15 protein-coding genes are annotated in these 18,201 nt (G+C 64.6%); 3 read left to right on the forward strand and 12 right to left on the reverse strand.

The annotated features are described in order from the left end of the window. Positions 1–179: 179 nt before the first annotated feature. Positions 180–1,415 (forward strand): MFS transporter, encoded by a 1,236-nt coding sequence (locus tag QRN52_RS02055; protein WP_284751133.1) that lies wholly within the window; start codon positions 180–182, stop codon positions 1,413–1,415. 76 nt (positions 1,416–1,491) lie between these two features. Here QRN52_RS02055 and ftsY read toward each other — a convergent pair whose 3' ends face one another. The 9 genes from ftsY to coaD form a co-directional block, all read right to left on the reverse strand. Beyond that, positions 1,492–2,715 (reverse strand): signal recognition particle-docking protein FtsY, encoded by a 1,224-nt coding sequence (gene ftsY, locus QRN52_RS02060; protein ID WP_284751134.1) that lies wholly within the window; start codon positions 2,713–2,715, stop codon positions 1,492–1,494. Positions 2,716–2,735: 20 nt separating this feature from the next. Then, positions 2,736–6,329: a chromosome segregation protein SMC gene (gene smc, locus QRN52_RS02065; RefSeq protein ID WP_284751135.1), complete on the reverse strand. Its 3,594-nt coding sequence runs from the start codon at positions 6,327–6,329 to the stop codon at positions 2,736–2,738. A gap of 98 nt (positions 6,330–6,427) precedes the next feature. Beyond that, the gene (locus QRN52_RS02070; protein ID WP_350225119.1) at positions 6,428–7,495 is read right to left on the reverse strand and encodes a hypothetical protein; all 1,068 of its coding nucleotides are present in this window, start codon (positions 7,493–7,495) and stop codon (positions 6,428–6,430) included. A 41-nt stretch (positions 7,496–7,536) separates the two neighbouring features. Beyond that, complete coding sequence (locus QRN52_RS02075) at positions 7,537–8,736, reverse strand: MFS transporter (RefSeq protein WP_284751321.1); 1,200 nt, start codon at positions 8,734–8,736, stop codon at positions 7,537–7,539. 228 nt (positions 8,737–8,964) lie between these two features. Continuing rightward, on the reverse strand, positions 8,965–9,945 hold the full coding sequence (mutM, locus tag QRN52_RS02080) for a bifunctional DNA-formamidopyrimidine glycosylase/DNA-(apurinic or apyrimidinic site) lyase (protein WP_284751136.1): 981 nt from the start codon (positions 9,943–9,945) through the stop codon (positions 8,965–8,967). A 6-nt stretch (positions 9,946–9,951) separates the two neighbouring features. Further along, positions 9,952–10,683: a ribonuclease III gene (gene rnc, locus QRN52_RS02085; protein WP_284751137.1), complete on the reverse strand. Its 732-nt coding sequence runs from the start codon at positions 10,681–10,683 to the stop codon at positions 9,952–9,954. Positions 10,684–10,705: 22 nt separating this feature from the next. Beyond that, positions 10,706–10,909, reverse strand: a complete 204-nt coding sequence (gene rpmF, locus QRN52_RS02090) for a 50S ribosomal protein L32 (RefSeq protein ID WP_028264646.1) — start codon at positions 10,907–10,909, stop codon at positions 10,706–10,708. Positions 10,910–10,941: 32 nt separating this feature from the next. Further along, the gene (locus tag QRN52_RS02095) at positions 10,942–11,469 is read right to left on the reverse strand and encodes a YceD family protein (protein WP_059387665.1); all 528 of its coding nucleotides are present in this window, start codon (positions 11,467–11,469) and stop codon (positions 10,942–10,944) included. A 146-nt stretch (positions 11,470–11,615) separates the two neighbouring features. Continuing rightward, positions 11,616–12,101 (reverse strand): pantetheine-phosphate adenylyltransferase, encoded by a 486-nt coding sequence (gene coaD / locus QRN52_RS02100; protein ID WP_236811552.1) that lies wholly within the window; start codon positions 12,099–12,101, stop codon positions 11,616–11,618. A 105-nt stretch (positions 12,102–12,206) separates the two neighbouring features. Here coaD and QRN52_RS02105 point away from each other — a divergent pair, with 105 nt between their 5' ends. Further along, positions 12,207–13,436: an aminotransferase class I/II-fold pyridoxal phosphate-dependent enzyme gene (locus tag QRN52_RS02105; RefSeq protein WP_284751138.1), complete on the forward strand. Its 1,230-nt coding sequence runs from the start codon at positions 12,207–12,209 to the stop codon at positions 13,434–13,436. A 2-nt stretch (positions 13,437–13,438) separates the two neighbouring features. Next, positions 13,439–14,227 (forward strand): spermidine synthase, encoded by a 789-nt coding sequence (locus QRN52_RS02110; RefSeq protein WP_284751139.1) that lies wholly within the window; start codon positions 13,439–13,441, stop codon positions 14,225–14,227. Between the two features lie 39 nt (positions 14,228–14,266). Here the strand turns inward: QRN52_RS02110 and rsmD are convergent, their stop codons facing one another. From rsmD to QRN52_RS02125, 3 genes are read right to left on the reverse strand one after another with little or no spacing between them, the layout of a single operon-like run. Next, entirely contained in the window at positions 14,267–14,833 is a 567-nt protein-coding gene (gene rsmD / locus QRN52_RS02115; RefSeq protein WP_284751140.1) for a 16S rRNA (guanine(966)-N(2))-methyltransferase RsmD, read from the reverse strand. Between the two features lie 51 nt (positions 14,834–14,884). Next, on the reverse strand, positions 14,885–17,152 hold the full coding sequence (locus tag QRN52_RS02120; protein ID WP_284751141.1) for an ATP-dependent DNA helicase RecG: 2,268 nt from the start codon (positions 17,150–17,152) through the stop codon (positions 14,885–14,887). Further along, positions 17,142–18,188, reverse strand: coding sequence for a DAK2 domain-containing protein (locus tag QRN52_RS02125; protein WP_284751322.1), 1,047 nt, complete (start codon positions 18,186–18,188; stop codon positions 17,142–17,144). Before QRN52_RS02125 ends, QRN52_RS02120 begins: the two co-directional genes overlap by 11 nt. Positions 18,189–18,201 lie beyond the last annotated feature (13 nt).

Raw genomic sequence — 18,201 nt, forward strand, 5'->3', positions numbered from 1 at the left:
AACGCAATTGCGTTCTACATAAGAGTTTTGCGGGGCAGTGTTTCACCTGCGAAGGTTTTAGATTGCGGGGCTGTTACAAGAACTTCTCGAACGTAAATGGTGCATATCACCCTTGTTACGGATATGTTTCGTCAGTTCCACATCCCCTGCTTTCCAACTACCCAGAGGACCCCAACGCCATGACCGCAAGCCCCGAATCCCCCGCCAATCAAGGAGCGAGGGCCGCGAAGGCTGAAATGCCACGGGACATCAAGGTGATGTTGGCGGCAGAGTTCCTCATCGCACTGGGTTTCGGCCTCGTGGCACCCGTGCTGCCCCAGTTCGCTACGACTTTCGACGTCGGAGCGACGGCCGCCGCGGTGATCGTGAGTATTTTCGCCTTCATGCGCTTGGTGTTTGCCCCGGCCGGAGGTGCCCTGATGGGCCGCTTCGGTGAGCGTCCCGTGTACATCGCAGGGTTGCTCATAGTGGCGGCGTCGACGGCAGCGTGCGCCTTCGCCCAGAACTATTGGCAGCTGCTCGTTTTCCGGGGCCTTGGCGGGGCTGGTTCCGTGATGTTCACGGTTGCTGCGATGGGCCTGTTGATCAGGCTCGCCCCTCCGGAAAGCCGTGGGCGGGTCTCCGGCGCGTATGCCTCCGCCTTCCTGATCGGCAGCGTCCTTGGCCCTGTGGTCGGCGGCCTGTTGGCCGGGTTCGGCCTGCGCGTCCCGTTCCTTGCCTACGCGGCAGCCCTGGTCCTGGCGGCCTTGGTTGTGCGCACGCAGCTGACGGGCAGTTCAAATGCAGCCGACCACGGTGGCGCTGCGGGGCCGGCGATGCAGATGAAGGAGGCCCTGGGCGACTCTGCCTACCGGGCCGCCCTGTTCTCCAGTTTCAGCAACGGCTGGGCGACCTTCGGCGTGCGTATGGCCACTGTGCCATTGTTCGCTGTGGTTGTCCTGGCCGGAGGATCGGCCTCGGCGGGTTGGGCGCTGGCAGTGTTTGCCGGCGGAAACGCGCTGGCGCTGACCTTCTCCGGCCGTATGGCTGACACTTTCGGCCGCAAGCCCATGATGTTGCTGGGCTTGGTCGTCACCGGCCTGGCCACCGCGGCCATCGGTTTGACGGGCAATCTTCCCGCGTTTTTCGCGGCGTCTGCGGCGGCGGGCTTCGGCTCCGGCTTGCTCAACCCTGCCCAGCAGGCCGCCGTCGGGGACATCATCGGTCGTGGCCGCTCCGGTGGCAAGGTGCTGGCCGTCTTCCAGATGGCCTCTGACGCCGGAGCGATCGTTGGCCCGGTCCTCGTCGGACTCCTGGCCGATGGGCTCGGATACGGCTGGGCGTTCGGCGCAACCGGCGGCATCCTCCTGCTCGCCGCCGTCGGCTGGTCCGTTGCGCGTGAGCCCATGCAGCGCGGCCCGGAGCGCATCGACTAGCCCAACTAAATAGCAGTTAATGTCGTTTTCAGGGCTGAAAACGACATTAACTGCTATTTAGTTGGGCTAGATGCACCTAGTTGAGCAGGGCGTCGACGAAGGCTTCGGCCTCGAACGGCGCGAGGTCGTCCGGTCCTTCGCCGAGGCCGACAAGCTTGACCGGCACGCCGAGGGCCTTTTGGATCGCGACGACGATCCCGCCCTTCGCCGTGCCGTCCAGCTTCGTGAGCACGATTCCCGTGATGTTGACCACTTCGGAAAAGACCTTGGCCTGGTTCAGGCCGTTCTGGCCGGTGGTCGCATCCAGCACCAGCAGGACTTCGTCCACTTCGGCCAGCTTCTCGATGACGCGCTTGACCTTGCTGAGCTCGTCCATCAGGCCGACCTTGTTTTGCAGGCGGCCGGCGGTGTCGATCATGACGACATCGACTTCCTGCTCAATGCCGGACTTGACGGCTTCATAGGCGACAGAGGCGGGGTCCGCGCCGACGACGTGCGACCGGACGGTTGCGACGCCGACTCGCTGGCCCCACGTCGCAAGCTGTTCGGCAGCCGCTGCGCGGAAGGTGTCGGCTGCGCCCAGCAGGACGTCCTTGTCTTCGGCCACGAGAACGCGCGCGAGCTTGCCGACGGTGGTGGTCTTGCCCACCCCGTTGACGCCGACGACGATCATGATGGCCGGGTGGGCTCCCTTGCGTTCCACGTTCAAGCTGCGGTCCATCGTGGGATCCACGAGCTTGATGAGCTCCTCGCGCAGGAGGGCCTTGACGTCCTCGGGGCTGCGGGTGCCCTGGACCTTGACCCGTGCGCGCAGGGCATCGACCAGCTGCATGGTGGGCTCGGTGCCGAGGTCGGCAAGGAGCAGTGTTTCCTCGACTTCGTCCCAGACGTTCTCGTCGATCTTGTCGCTCGAAAGCAGGGCCAGGAGACCCTTGCCGAGAATGCTGTTGGATTTGACCAATCGCGCGCGAAGCCGGTTGAGGCGGCCCTCGACAGGCGCGGGGGTCTCCACCTGGATAAGTTCCAGTCCTGCGGCGTCGTCCGGAACGTCTGTCTCCGGTACGGCGAGCTCGGCGGGCTCGACGACGTTGCCGGGCACCGTGCGATCCGGCGCGGTTCCGGGGGCGTCGTCGACGATCGTTCCGCCGCCCGCCGGGGCCCTGTCGGCGGGGTCGTTGGCGTCGCGCGTTCCAGCGTAAGTCGAGGAGGACTTCCGCGCCTTGAGCAGGACAGGAATCAGCCCTCCGACCACCACGATGGCAGCGACAATGGACAAAATAATGGGGAGGAGATCGTTCACTCCCCTAGCTTCTCACAAAGCTAGACCTCGGCACCGAGCCTTTGGCTGATGACGGTGGACACGCCGTCGCCCCGCATTGTCACTCCGTAGAGAGCGTCCGCGACCTCCATGGTCCGCTTCTGGTGCGTAATGACAATCAGCTGGCTGGACTCGCGCAGCTCTTCGAAAATCGTGATGAGCCTGCCCAGGTTCGTATCGTCCAACGCGGCTTCCACTTCATCCATGACATAGAACGGCGAGGGCCGCGCCTTGAAAATCGCCACGAGCAGCGCGACAGCTGTCAGCGACCGTTCGCCACCGGAAAGCAAGGACAATCGCTTGATCTTCTTCCCTGCGGGCCTTGCCTCCACCTCGATGCCGGTGGTCAGCATGTCATCGGGGTCCGTCAGCACCAATTTGCCCTCCCCGCCCGGGAAGAGCCGCGCAAAGACGTGGTCGAACTGTTTGGAAGTATCGGCGAACGCTTCAGCAAACACCTGCTGGACGCGGTTATCCACTTCCTTGATGATGTCCAAAAGGTCTTTGCGACTGGATTTGAGGTCTTCCAGCTGCGTGCTCAGGAATTGGTGGCGTTCCTCAAGCGCGGCAAATTCCTCGAGCGCCAACGGGTTTACTTTGCCAAGGGCGGCGAGGTCCCGTTCGGCCTTGCGGAGCCGTTTCTCCTGCTCGGCGCGGACAAAGGGGACACCTTCGACAATGGCGTTTCCGTCCTCGTCCACCGGCGTTCGGAGTTCGGCCCACTTGTCCACCGAAGCGGCGGGCACGGGAACGGGCTGCTCCGGACCGAAATCGGCCACGATTTGTTCCGCTGACAAGCCGAGTTCCTCGATGGCGCGGGTTTCCAACGCTTCGATCCTGAGCCTTTGCTGGGCTCGGGCGAGTTCGTCGCGGTGAACAGAATCCGTCAGTCCGGCAAGTTCCTGGGCCAACGTCTCATTGCTGCTCCGGACATCGCCGAGTTCCTTTTCGCGCTGCTCCCGGACCGCCTCGGCCAGGTCGCGGGCGCGGGCAGCCAGGTCCACCGACACATCGACGAAACGTACGGCCTGTTCGACGGCGGAAGCGACGGCGGAGGCCCGCTCGGCTTGGGCTTTGCGGCGCATGGCCCGGCGCGCGGCTTCTTCACGTGCCCGCCGTTCGCTTGCGGCGGCCCGTTCGAGGGATGCGGCCCGGTTGCTGGTCGCGGCGAGCTGTTCCTCGGCACTTCGCAAGCCCAGCCTGACCTCCATCTCACGGGACCGGGCATCGCTGGCAGCCCGGGCCAAGGCATCGCGGTGCTCCGTGGAAGGCTCTTCTTCCTGGGGGGCTTCTTGCGCCGCGGCCAGCCGTTCCGCGGCAAGCTCAAGGGATTCCTCTGCCACGGCGATGTTCAGTTCGGCCTTGGCCAGGGACTCGGCCATTCGATCGCGTTCCCCGACGGCGCTGCGCAACTGGGAGTTCAGGTGGCCGAGCCGTTCCGCGACTGCCGCCAGGCGGGCATCCGAGTCGTGAAGTTTGTCGAGCGCCGCGTTCGCCCGTTCCTGGGCATCGGCCCGGCGTGCTTCGGCTCCAGCCAGGGCGAACTTGCCCCGCTCAAGGCGGGTGGTGAGCTCGAGGAGCCGGGTGTCGGCGTCGTCCACTGCGGCCTGGACTTCAAGGAGCGACGGCGCCGTGGCCGATCCACCGTCTACCGTCAGGGCCCTGAAGACGTCGCCTTCGAGGGTCACCGCAGTGAGCGTCGGGTTGCCGGCAATGAGGCTTGCCGCCGCATGCAAGTCGTCGACGACGGCGGTGGACGCCAGGAGGTTCACCGCGCCACTGGCTTCGCTGGCGTCAGTCGCCACCAACTCGGCAGCCCAGCGCGCACCGTCAGGCAGCGTTGGCAGTTCCCGCAGGCCGGGCTCCGGAGCCGCGGAGGGGACCGCGCCTGCCACCAAGAGCGAGGCGCGTCCGGCGTCGGCGTCCTTCAACAGCTGCATCGCGGCGACGGCTCCCGCGCCGTCCGCCACCACGACGGCGTCGGAAGCACTGCCAAGCGCTGCGGCCACGGCGGTCTCATACCCGGGCTCCACCGTCAGGAGGGAGGCCAGCGAGCCCAGGATTCCAGGGTGGTCCGAAGACAGAAGCCGCGAAGAGCCATCCTTGCGGTTGAGTCCGAGCTGCAAGGCATCACGGCGGGCGGTGAGCGAATCGCGTTGGCGGATTTCATCGCGTTCGGCAGCTTTCAACGCTTCAATCTCGGCGTTGATCTCGTCAAGAAGGGTGCTGGCGTCTTCGTATTCGGCGTCGAGGCTTTCTTCGCCGTCTTCAACGCCGGCCACTTGCGACTCGAGGGCTGTAAACTCACTTTGCGCGTGGCGACGGCGTTCCTCGCCGGCTGCCAGCGATTCCCTGAGCCGGCCCCTCTCGGCCTCGGCGGCCTCGGCCCGCGATCGTGCGGCGGCCAACTGACCTACGAGTTTCGCGAGGCCTTCACGGCGATCGGCTGCTGCCCGCAACACGGCCGTCAGGCGCTTGTCCTCTGCCGCGGCAAGGTTCTCGGCTTCCTGTTTGGCTGCCGTAGCCTCGAGCAGGGCTGCTTGCTTCGCCAGGATGTCGTGCTCCAGCTCCGCCTGTTCCTGCCGGACCCGGGCGGCCTGACGGTCCAGGTGATCCGGGTCGCGGCCTGAATCCGGGGCAGCATCGGAGGAACCGAGGAGACGGCGGCGCTCGGTAGCGAGGGATCCCAAGGCGCGAAGCCGGTCCCTGGTTGCCGACAGCTGGTACCAGTTGTCCCTGGCCGCATTGAGCTTGGGTGTGGCCTCAGCCGCGAGCTGCTCAAGACGGATCTGGCGTTGACGGCCTGCGCTGAGCTCCGCTTCTACCACCTCGCGGCGCTCTTTCAACGCGGCTTCGTCGGCGACGTCCTTCTCCAGCGCCTGGGTCAGCTGGACGAGATCATCGGCCAACAGCCTGGACTTGGCGTCACGAACGTCGAACTGCACGGTCTGGGCGCGGCGGGCGACTTCGGCCTGTTTGCCCAGCGGCGTGAGTTGGCGGCGGATTTCTGTCGTGAGGTCGCCAAGGCGTTGCAGGTTCGCCTGGATGGCTTCCAGCTTGCGGACGGTCTTTTCCTTGCGACGCCGGTGCTTGAGGATGCCTGCCGCTTCTTCGATGAATCCCCTGCGGTCCTCTGGGGTGGCGTGCAGGACACGGTCGAGTTGCCCCTGCCCCACGATCACATGCATCTCCCGGCCAAGGCCTGAATCCGAGAGCAGTTCCTGGATGTCCAGGAGGCGGCATGGCGAGCCGTTGATGGCGTACTCGGATCCGCCGGTCCGGAACAGTGTGCGGGAAATGGTGACTTCGCTGTACTCGATCGGCAGGGCGCCGTCGGCGTTGTCGATCGTCAGCGCAACGTGCGCGCGGCCCAATGGTGGCCGCCCCGAGGTACCCGCGAAGATGACGTCTTCCATTTTGCCGCCGCGCAGGGTCTTGGCACCTTGTTCGCCCATGACCCAGGCCAGCGCGTCAACCACATTGGACTTGCCCGAACCGTTGGGGCCGACAACGGCGGTGACTCCCGGCTCGAAGTCGAACGTCGTGGCCGACGCGAACGACTTGAATCCCCGGACAGTCAAACTTTTCAGGTGCAAGGTGTTTCGGTTCTCTTTCAATGGCGGCAGTGGCTGCTTTACGGCCTAAATCTACCGCCCTCCCGCCGAATGGCCCGGATTGGCTGCGGCTGGGCGCATTACCGGACCACTGACGGAGACCATGCGTGCTCAATGAAGAGGGCGGGTGCCGCGGAAGGGTCGGTCCGGATCGACCAGATGTCGCTGTCGGTTCCAGAGCCGTTACGCGGCAGGCCGTATAGCAGGGTGGAGTTGTCCAGCCACTCAATCTGGTCGTCGATGCTCTGCTGCTCGGACAGCACGGTCTCCTTGCCGCTGGCGAGGTCCAGGACGGCGATACGGCGGTGGCCGGTCAGGGAGCCGGAGTCACTCTTCTTGTAGGCGATGCGGGTGCCGTCCGGGGATACGGAGGGACATTCAATCCCCGAGCCGACTACAGTCAGCGTCCGCCCGGCGAAGCTCCCTTTTACGAGCCAGATTTTGCCCTGGGAGGAGGCCGTGGCATAGAAGACATCCGGCTGCCGGGGGACGAAGGTGACGCCCCAGATGTTCCTGTCAGTGGCCTTGATCCTGTTTCCGTCCAGGATCAGCGCGAAGCCTTCGAGGTTTCCGCTGACCGGCCCGGCCTGGTCCCGGATGACGGTTTCCGTTGAGAATCCGGCTGCGGAGTAGGAGTGGCCGGACACGAAAACGGTGGAGGCCATCAGTGAACCGTCGGCATTGGTCCGTGCCCTGCTCGGGATGCCTGGAAGAGGCCAACTCGCCGTCTGCTTCCAGTGGCTGTCGTACACCGAGGCTTGGAAGTTTGTAGCGAGCTCGTGTTTGGTTTGCAGGCAAAACGCCATCGCAGACGTGCCGTAGACGCGGTCGCAGGCTATTCCGCTCAATGCCCTCGGGCCACCCGGATCCGTCAACGGTACTGTCGCAGCCTCGCCGAAGCCTTGGCCCGGGGCGGTGTTGCGGAAGAGAACGAAAGGTGCAACCGGCAAGGCCTGCGACGTGGTGACTTCAACAGGGGGCGGCGCGGCTTGGCTCGCTTTGGCACCCTGGAATTCCAGCGCCGCATAGATTCCAGCCGCCGCGATCGCGGTGACTGTGATCACCAGCAGCGTTATGACGCGCTGCCTGCTGATCATCAACCGTTGCCCGGTTGTTTCGCCGGTCCGTCCCTGAGTGGTGGGCCGCATTGCAGCCCTCCGTTCCGCGGCCGGTATCCGGCTGCGCGGTGTCATGCGTCGGCCTCCCGTTTCCGGGACGTGCCCATGAGCACTGCCGTGGCCGCCAGCACCGCAGCCAACACGACGCCGGCTGTCAGCATGGCAGCGGACGCTCCGATGGCGAACCAAAGGATCCCGAAGCCCGCTGACGCCGCCATCCGGCACAGGGCGACGACAGTCTGGGCGGCGCCGATGCTGGTGGCCACCTTCTCGGGCCTGACCAAGCGGCTGGCGAGCGCTGCCAGCACTCCATCGGTTGCGGCGTAGAACAGCCCCAATAGCATCAGGCAAGCCGCCGTGACACCGATCCCTCCGAAGGGGGCCGCCGCCAGCACATAGCAGGCCAGCAAGGAAAGGTGGCCGCCGAGGAACACCCGGACCCGGCCCCAGCGATCCGCAAGCCGCCCGATCGGAACCGCCAGGACAAGGTAGATGATATTCGTTCCCACGTAAAGCAGCGGGAACCATTGCACGGCGAACGAGTCCCGGTCCTGCAGGACGAGGTAGATAAAACCGTCTCCAACAGTCAGCAAGGCCAGCAGCCCGGCCGTCACAAGAAGCCTCGTGAGTCCGGGTTCCTTCAGCTGGCTCCATCTAAAGGCAGGACGTGCGCTTGTCCGCGCCTCTGCCGCGCGCGGCGTCCTCCGGTCCGGCACCACCAAGACCAACACTGCTACGCCGATCACGGCGAACGCCACCGAGACCACAAAAACCGTGCCGAACCCGTTCGGGATCAGCAGGAGGACCAGGAACGCCAGCAACGGCCCTGTTGCGGCGCCGATGTTGTCCAGCATCCGGTGCACACCGAAAGATCTGGCCAGATGTTCCGGCTGGGCTTCCGCCGAGATCAGGGCATCCCGCGGCGCCGTGCGGATGCCCTTGCCGATGCGGTCGCCGGCGACGACCCCGATGAGCGACCAGAATCCGCCGACGAACAGGAGCCCGATCCGTGCCAGCATCGACAGGCCATAGCCGGCCATGGCCACCCGCTTCGGGTGCCCGGTGCGGTCGGATGCCCAGCCGGCAGCAATTCGCACGATGGCGCTGGCGCCCTGGTTGAGCCCGTCAATGAAGCCGTAAGCGATGGTGGAGAGGCCTAGGAACCCTGTGACGTACAGCGGGAGGATGGCCGAGACGGACTCCGAGGAAATATCGGTGACCATGCTGACGATTCCAAGCCAGAGGATGACCGGCGACAACCGGAAGGCCACCCCCGGGCCGGCCTGCAGTTCCGTGCGTGCCGTGCTGGGATCCGTCTTACCGCCGGTGCGGTCAGCCATTGAAATGTACACAGGCGCCCCCATCCCTCGTCTCCGAACCAGTGGCATCCGGCGATCCGGACAGCCCAGGCTTTCATGGCGGCAGTCTGTCAGCCGGAAGGTGGAATTGAGTAGCGTAGCACTACCTGTTTTAGGTACGTCTAACGGATTTCCGGGCCGCTACCAGCGGCCGTTGCGGGGTTTCGGCTGGCAGATTGGGCAAGTGTAGGAAGAGCGGTTCATGAATTGCTCGCGCTTGATCACACCCGGCAACCCTACAGCGGCGCAACGCCTGCACGGTTCGCCCGCCCGGCCATAGGCATCCAAGGACCGGGCGAAGTATCCCGACGCTCCGTTGACATTGACGTAAAGCGAATCAAAGCTCGTCCCACCAGCCGCCAGGGCGTCGCTCATGACTTCCTTGGCGGCATCGACGAGCCTCACGGCATCGGACCGCTTAAGGGTGTCTGTCGGCTTGGCATAGTGGAGTTTGGCCCGCCAAAGGGCCTCATCGGCGTAGATGTTGCCTATCCCCGAAATAACTCCCTGATCCAACAGGGCACGCTTGAGCCCGGTCTTGCGGGCCTTGATCTTGCGGTAAAAATCGTCAAAGGAAAAGTGCGGATCCAGCGGATCACGGGCAATGTGGGAGGCTTCTTCGGCAATTTCCGGGAGGGGTGTCTCGCCTTGGCCCCCGGGCCCGCCGTCGGGCGTCGGTACAAGGGAGGTGACAAACAGTCCGCCGAAGATCCGTTGGTCCACAAACCGCAGCTGTTCGGGCATGCCGTCGGAACTGCTGAGCCGGAGGCGGACTTTGAGATGCTTCTCATCGGGAACCCCGGGGTCTTGCATGAGGAGTTGCCCGCTCATGCCGAGGTGCGCCATCAGCGCGACGCCGGGCATCGCCTCGGCGGACACGTCGCCGGCGGTGCCAGCGGCGCTGCGGGATTCCTCGGTCCGCAGGGGCATCCACAGGAACTTACCCCGGCGGACGACGTCCAAAACCGTAGAGTTCTCAAGGTTGCCGATAAAGTCTTCCGTGCCTAGCGCATGGCGGCGGATAGAGCGGGGGTCCAGGACGTCCACGGACGTGATGGTCCGGCCTCGTACCCAACGTGCCAGGCCACGGCGGACCACTTCGACTTCGGGCAGTTCCGGCACGCGGACTCAGGCGCTGTGCGCAGGATCGGCTGGAGCGTCGGCTTTGCTGTTCAGCGTGACTTTGCTGTTCAGCGTGCGCCACGCATCCGCGGCGGCTTCCTGCTCGGCTTCCTTCTTGGAGTGGCCCGAGCCTTTGCCGTAGGCGGTGCCGCCGATCTGGAGCACTGCCTCAAAGGTGCGTGCATGGTCCGGACCGGAGCCTTCGACGGCATAGTAGATGGACCCGAGCTGACGGCTCGCGGCAAGCTCCTGCATGCTGGTCTTCCAGTCGGTGCCGGCCCCAAGGGCTGCGGCGTCCTTCAGCAACGGGCCAACGAGCCGCATGACCAGTTGCCGGGCGGTCTCCATGTCGTTGGAAAGATAGGTTGCGCCAATGAGCGCTTCCATGGTGTCAGCGAGAATTGAAGATTTGTTCTTGCCGTCGGTGAGTCTTTCGCCCTGCCCGAGGTAGATGAATTCTCCGATGCCGAGGTCCCGGCCGATACCCGCCAAGGCGCGGGTGCTGACGACGGCGGAGCGCCGCTTGGCGAGTTCGCCTTCCGGCAGTGCCGGGTTGTCGCGGTACAGCGAATCGGTCACGGAAAAGCCCAGAATGGAGTCGCCCAGGAATTCGAGGCGCTCATTGGTGGGAATCCCGCCATTTTCATACGCGTATGAACGATGTGTCAGAGCAAGACGAAGCGTCTCGGCGTCAATGGAGACACCGAGACGCTTCAGAAGCTCTTCAGTTGAAGACATCCTTGTCAGCCTTGTGGCGGATTTAGACGTCTGCGACCTTGCGGCCCTTGTATTCAAGGAACAGCGCAGTCCCGGCGGAGTCGGTTACGACCTTTGCCTGGTGCGGCAGGCTGTAAACAACCTGGCCGTTTTCGATGGTCTTGACCAGGTTGGGGGCAGTTGCCTTCCACTGGGCACGGCGGGCGCGTGTATTTGCGCGAGACATTTTCCGCTTGGGAACAGCCACGGCTATCTCATTTCTCTTTTAGTCAGCACTTACTAATCAGTTTGCCGGTCGGTCTTAGCCAGTTCAGCTAGGGCAGCCCAGCGAGGATCCAGGTCCTCGTGGTGGTGCCCCGGCTCGTCTTCCAGACGCACTCCGCATATTGAGCAGAGGCCCTGGCAGTCTTCCCGGCACACCGGCTGGAACGGCAGCATGGTTACAACCGCGTCCCGCAACACCGGTTCAAGATCGATTAGATCGTGCTCGACTCGACGTTGCTCTTCATCGTCTTCTTCGTCCGAAAGCTCGACGCCCTCATAGAAGAAAAGTTCTTGCACATTGACCTCAAGGTCATACGCAAGGGGATCCAGGCATCGTCCGCATTCGCCCTTGACTTCAGCGAATACGGTTCCAGATACCAGAATTCCTTCGTGTACGGCCTCAAGCCTCAAGTCGAGCTCGATATCCGAGCCTTCCTGAACGCCAATGAGTGCCACGCCAAGGTCACTTGGCGCGGGTACATGTTCCGTGAGCGTCCGCATGCTTCCTGGACTACGTCCGAGGTCCTTGACGTCCAGCGTCAAAGGCGAACTTGCATCTCGCTTAATGAGAACTCCTGTAGAACATATGACCGACGTACCATCTTAGCCTGAACGCGCGAACGGACTCAAACCGGGTCAATTGCAACGCGTTCTGCCCGAGGTACCGATCCAGCTTACCCGTTGCGGGGCTACTCCGCTGCCGACCCGCCAGCCAGGAGCCTTTTGAGCACCGATTTGGGCACGAAATCGGAGACATCGCCGCCAAGGAGGGAAATTTCCTTGATCAGCGTGGAGGACAAATGCAGGTAATGGGCCTCCGCCGGAAGAAAGACAGTCTCGACGCCGGACAATTGGCGGTTCATGGTGGCCATGGGAAGTTCGTAGTCAAAATCGGAAGACGAACGCAGGCCCTTCACGATCGCCGAAATTCCCCGGTGCCTGCAGTATTCGGCGAGCAGTCCCTCACCCATCGGCTCCACGATGATGCCCCGCAACGAAGCCAGGGTCTCCCGCGCCATGTCCATGCGTTCTTCCAGGCTGAAGCGGTACTTCTTCGCGTAGTTGGTGGACACCGCGACGACGACTTCGTCGAACAAGCCGGCGGCCCTTGCGATGACTTCCAAATGTCCGTTGTGGATGGGGTCGAAGGAGCCAGGGCACACTGCGCGTCTCATGGTTCGAACCTACCCCATCCGGGGCCGCAGGCACTATGGCGATACCATGGCTGAAACGGCGGGCCGGACGAGCCGGATGCCAGCACCCAGGAAGGCAACCCCACAGTGACGAGCCCGGCCTCTCTCAGCGAGAACACGTCCGTCGCCCCTTGGCAACGAGCCGCCAGCGGAGCAAACCTGCTTTCGGCCGACGGCAGCCTCGGAGTGACCATCTTCGAAGAGATGACCACCCTGGCAATATCCACCGGCGCCATCAACCTGGGCCAGGGATTCCCGGATGAGGACGGGCCTGCGGAAATCAAGGCAGCAGCCCAAGCAGCCATTACGGCGGGAGCCAACCAGTACGCACCAGGCAAAGGCATCCCTGAACTTCGCGAAGCCATCGCCGCGCACCAGGAACGCTTCTACGGACTGACCCCGGACCCGCAGACCGAGGTCATTGTGACCACCGGGGCCACTGAAGCCATCGCCGCCTCATTGCTCGCGTTCATCGAACCGGGCGACGAGGTGCTGACCTTCGAGCCCTTCTATGACTCTTACGGCGCCATCATTGGACTTGCCGGGGCCAAGCATGTGACCGCTCCTTTGCTGGCGCCGGACTTCCTTCCGGACGTGGACGCCATGGAATCGGCATTCAGCGAGCGTACGAAGCTTGTGCTCCTCAACAACCCGCACAATCCCACGGGCGCGGTATTCCCTCGCGAGGTGTTGGAACGAATCGTCGAACTCGCCCGGAAATACGATGCCGTGATCCTCAGCGATGAGGTCTACGAGCACCTCACCTTCGGGGTGCGGCACCTTCCGATCGCCAGCATCCCCGGAGCAGCCGAACGAAGTGTCACGATTTCCTCGGCCGGCAAGACGTTTTCGTTCACCGGATGGAAGATCGGCTGGCTCAGCGGACCGGCCCACCTCGTGGCAGCGATCCGCACCGTCAAACAATTCCTCAGCTACAGCTCCGGCACTCCCTTCCAAAGTGCAATCGCCGTAGGCCTCGCCCTGCCCGATGAGTTCTACGCCGGCATCGCGTCCGCTCTCCAGCACAAGCGGGACATCCTCGCTGAGGGACTGCGGGCCGCCGGCTTCGATGTCTACACGCCGCAGGGAACATACTTCATCAATGTGGACACCGCGCCCCTCGGCATCAGCGACTCCGTGGACCTGGCACGAAGACTGCCGGGGCTCGTAGGAGTGGCTGCCATCCCCGTCCCGGTGTTTTGCCACCCGGAAGGCGCGGAAAGGACGCGCAGCCTTCTCCGATTCGCGTTCTGCAAGAAGACCGAAGCATTGGAAGAAGCGGCCGCCAGGCTGGCCACCCTGCGGGACAAGCTCTGACTGTGTCCACCGGCCAAAGTCACGAGGGACGGCGTTTCCTGCGGACCACCGGGCAGCATGCAGCGATCGAGGCCGACGCGCTGATCGACGGTGCCTACATCCTGCGCATCGGCGGCGCCGAGCAATCCCATGTCAATCTCGCGGAACCCGCGGAAATCTTCTACGAGTACCTGCGGCGGATCGGCCATGTGGTGGATCTGGCCGCGCCGGCCGAACAGGCCATCACTGCCCTTCATCTTGGCGCGGGGGCCTTGACCCTGGCCCGCTACATCGAGGCGACGAGGCCCGGTTCGGAACAGCACGCCGTCGAGCTCGAACGTGAATTGCTCGATTTCGTGCTGCAGAAGTTGCCCATGCCGCACGGCACCCGCTTGGAGACCCATATCGGCGACGCTCGCGAAACCCTCGCCGAACTGCCCGCGGCACTCGAGTTCGACGTCGTGATCCTGGACATCTTCTCCGGTCCCGAGGCTCCGGCGCATATCGCCTGCCAGGAGTTCTATGAGGAGGCCGCGGCGCGGCTCCGGCCCGACGGGGTGCTCATCGTCAATGTCGGCGACGAAGCGGCCTTGACCCTGGTGCGCAGCCAGGTCGCCGCGATGCGCCGGGCGATGCCCGACGTTGCCGCCTTCGCCGAGAGCGGCATGTTCGCCGGCCGGTACCCCGGCAACATCATCCTGGTGGGGACGCGCCGGCCGTGGCCAGCCGGCTGGACAGCGGAACTCCTGGCCCGGGGGCCGCATCCGGCGGCTGTACTGAGCGGAGTGGAGCTGGACCGGATTTCGGGCTAGCGCCGGTTATCGGGCTAGCGCAGCGTCGCCGAGCATGCGCTAGACGGGTTCGGCGAACCAGAGCTTGGTTTCGCCGTACTTCTTGTCGGCAAACCGTTCGAGGGTGTCCGGCCAGTCCGGTTCCGGTGACCGTGAGGAACGCTCGACGACCACCACGGCGCCTTCATCGAGGTGGAAGGCAAGCTTGGCCAGGACAGCCTTGAGGGAAGGCTCATCCAAAGGGTACGGCGGATCCAGGAACACCAGGTCCCAGAGGACCTCATCCGCCGCGCGTTCCAGGAAGGACTCCACTTTGGAACGATGGACCGAGACGATCCTGCGTCCGAGCACTTGGTTGGCCATGTCTGCGTTTCGCTGGCAGACCTCGGAGGCGCGCGCATCGAACTCCACGAGTTCGGCCGAGCGCGCGCCCCGGCTGGCACCTTCGATGCCTAGCGAGCCCGAACCCGCATAAAGATCCAAAACCCGGGCGTCGTCGATCGCGTCGAGGGCTTCGAGCCGCGAGAACAAGGCCTCCTTGACGCGGTCCGTCGTGGGCCTGGTGGCGTTTCCCGGGACGCTGACCAGCGGATTGCCGCCGACCATGCCGGCAATGATCCGGCTCACCGGCCAACTCCCGGGGCGCCGCACACAGGCGCGCCTTCAGGCATGGATTCCTTAGCCGCGTTCAAGGAACGCCTCCTTTTCGGGGTTCAGATATTCGTCAATTGCCGCGGCCAGGGCTTGTTGCCCCTCCAGCAGGGGGTCGTTCGCCACGAGCCACTGGGCATCGGTTCGGGCACGGGCGATCACGTCCTCATGCTCCAGGACCCGCAACAGCTTAAGGGTGGAGCGCCCGCCGGATTGGGAGGCGCCCAGGATGTCGCCTTCCCGGCGTAGCTTCAGGTCTTCCTGGGAAAGCTCGAAGCCGTCGGTAGTGGAAGCAACGGCATCGAGGCGCCTGCGGCTTGGATGGCCGGGTTCGAGCGTCGTGACCAGAAGGCACGTCCCCGGGAGACCGCCGCGGCCCACCCTCCCGCGCAGCTGGTGGAGTTGCGAAATACCGAAGCGGTCAGCATCGAGGATCACCATCAGCGTGGCGTTATGGACGTCCACGCCCACTTCAATGACCGTGGTGGACACCAGCAACTGGGTCTCGTTGGCGGTGAACGAGGCCATGGTTTCGGACTTGAGCGCCGGATCCTGCCGTCCGTGGAGGGGCTCCACCCGGACACCGCGCAGGGCGGGCTCCTGGCTGAGCGTTTCGACGACCGCGGTCACCGAGGCGAGCTCGCGCGCGGGGCCCTCTTCCGAAAGTTCGGCGTCGCTTGGCTCTGCTTCGCCCGGGCTGAAGTCGCCGTCGTCGTCGTCTCCGATCTTGGGACAGACGACGTACACCTGGTGGCCGGCGTCGATCTCTTCCCGCGAGCGTTTCCAGATCCTCGCCGCCCAGCCCGGATTTTCTGCGAGCCCGACGACGTGGGTGGAGATGGGCGCCCGGCCGGCAGGGAGTTCGTCCAGCACGGACGTTTCGAGGTCGCCGAAGACGGTCATGGCAACGGTGCGCGGAATCGGAGTGGCGGTCATCACCAAGAGGTGGGGCGGCCGGTTGGCCTTGGCACGCAGGGCGTCGCGCTGTTCCACCCCAAAGCGGTGCTGCTCGTCCACCACGATCAGCCCCAGGTCCTGGAACGATGTTTTGTCACTCAGCAGCGCATGGGTGCCGATCACGATCCCGGCGTTGCCCGAGGCCGCGTCCAGCATGGCTTGCTTGCGGGCGGCCGCCGGCATGGAGCCTGTCAGCAAGGCGACTTGGACCGATCCGGGGCCGCTGTCCAGCAATCCGGCCCCGCCCAGCATCCCGGCGCCCCCGAACAAACCGTCGCGGGCCAGTGGGCCCAGGGTCCTCCGGATGGAATCGAAGTGCTGTGCCGCGAGGACCTCCGTGGGTGCAAGCAGTGCAGCCTGCCCGCCGGCATCCACCACTTGCAGCATGGCCCGCAAGGCCACGATCGTTTTTCCGGAACCGACCTCGCCCTGCAGCAAGCGGTTCATCGGCGAGTCCTGTGCCAGCTCGTGGGAGAGCGTCTTACCGACCGCGGCTTGGCCTGCCGTCAGCGTGAATGGCAGTTGCCGGTCGAAGGAAGCAAGGAGCCCTTCGGGCAGGGGCCGACGGGCGGTGGCCTCCTCGGCAGCCAACTGGGCCCGGCGCCGCGCCAGCGCAGTCTGCAGAACCAGTGCTTCCTGGTAGCGGAACCGGTCACGGGCGCGCTGCCAGTCCGCCGCTGTTTCCGGAGAATGGATCAGCCGGTACGCATCCCCTACTCCCAGGAATTTCTCCCGGGACGCGATGTCGGCAGGCAGCGGATCCTCGATGCTGTCCACATCGATGGTGTCCAGGAGCGTGGTGATGACCTTGTGGATGGACCAACTGGTGAGCTTCGCGGTGGCCGGGTACACGGGAATGGGCATGGCCGCGAGCTTTTCCGGATCGACGGAACCGGCCAGCTCCGGGTCCTCGTCGAGCAGCATGAAGTCCGGATTGGTCATGCCCAGGGATCCGCCGTAGCGGCTGACCTTCCCGGAGAACATCACCCGGCGCCCCGGCTGGAGTTCGCTGCGGGCGCGGAAGCCGTTGAAGAAACTGATTTTTAACGTTCCCGGAATCTGCTCACCGCTGGCCTCGTCCGTGACCACGACGTCCGTCAACGATCCCCGCCTTGCCCGCATTTGCCGGGTTGAGTTGGACAGGACCCTGGCGATGAGGGTGGCCTCTTCATCCAACGGCAGTTTGCTGATGGGCGTCAGCTCCCCACGGCTCAAGTAACGGCGGGGAAAGTAGTTCAGCAGCTCCCCGACAGTGTCCAGGCCAAGGTGCTTCTCGATGACGGAAGCGGAGCGTTTGCCGATCCTCCGCTCAAGGGGAAGCTGAAGCTCAGTATTCATGCCCGTGCTGGCCTGCCGGAAGGCCTGGGTCGCGCGGCATCGACAGTTGGCTGACGGAAATGTCGGTGGGGTCCCCGAGTGAGCGGATGACAGCGACGGCGGGTTCAGCTTCCGGAACGTGGACGTGCACGCGCCAGCGGTAGCTCACTTCTGCGGCGTCCTCGTCGTCATCATCGTCGTACCCGGCGTCGTCCGGTCCTGCCGGGCTGCCGGCGTGGCTCGCGCTGCCTACCTGGCTCATGATCACGGAGTCGCCGAGTTCGTCCAAGCGCTGACGGAGCGTGGCAGCGGCCAGCGGTGAAAGGCTGATAGTGCACATGACCTCGACGCCGTCGTCGTCGGGCATTCCGGCGTGGATATGCGGATCCTGCAGGTCATAGCCGTGCAGCCCGTCCAGGAGCTCATCCTGGAGTTCTTCGCCGAGCACAGCCGAACGCAGGCAGTCCAGGATCAACAACATGCCTACCCCGCCCGCGTCCACAACATGGGCGGCGTGCAGCGGGGCAAGTTGGTCCTCGGTTTGCACCACGGCATCCAGCGCGGCATTGACGGCGGCATCGAGCGCCAGGCCCAAGGCCTGGTTGCTGTCATCGCCGTTGTGCGCAGTATCGCACTCACCCGCTGCCCTTGCGGCAGCTTCGAGAACGGAGAGCATGGTGCCGGGCACCGGCTCGCTCAAGGCCGACCAAGCCCGGATCTGGGCCCGGTTCAGGGCTGCGGCAAGCAGCGGCGCGCTAAGGCGCGTGTGCCCGCCCAGCGGCTCAGCCAGTGCGCACAAAAAGACGGCAAAGAGTGTCCCGGAGTTACCCCGGGCCTGCTCCATGGCCGCCCGTCCGGCCGCGGCCAGGACAGCACCGACGTCGTTTGCCGGTTCATCCACAGTGGAACCGCTGGCGAATGCTGCCGCGGCGGCGCGGACGGTGAGGTAGAGGTTGGTGCCGGTGTCGCCGTCGGCCACCGGGAAGATGTTGATGGCGTTGAGGCGGTCGCTGTGGTTCCCGAGCGTCGTCTCCGCTTTGCCCAGCCACCGCTTCATGGCGTGCGTATTG

Source organism: Arthrobacter sp. efr-133-R2A-120, assembly GCF_030209835.1.
GTDB lineage: Bacteria > Actinomycetota > Actinomycetes > Actinomycetales > Micrococcaceae > Arthrobacter.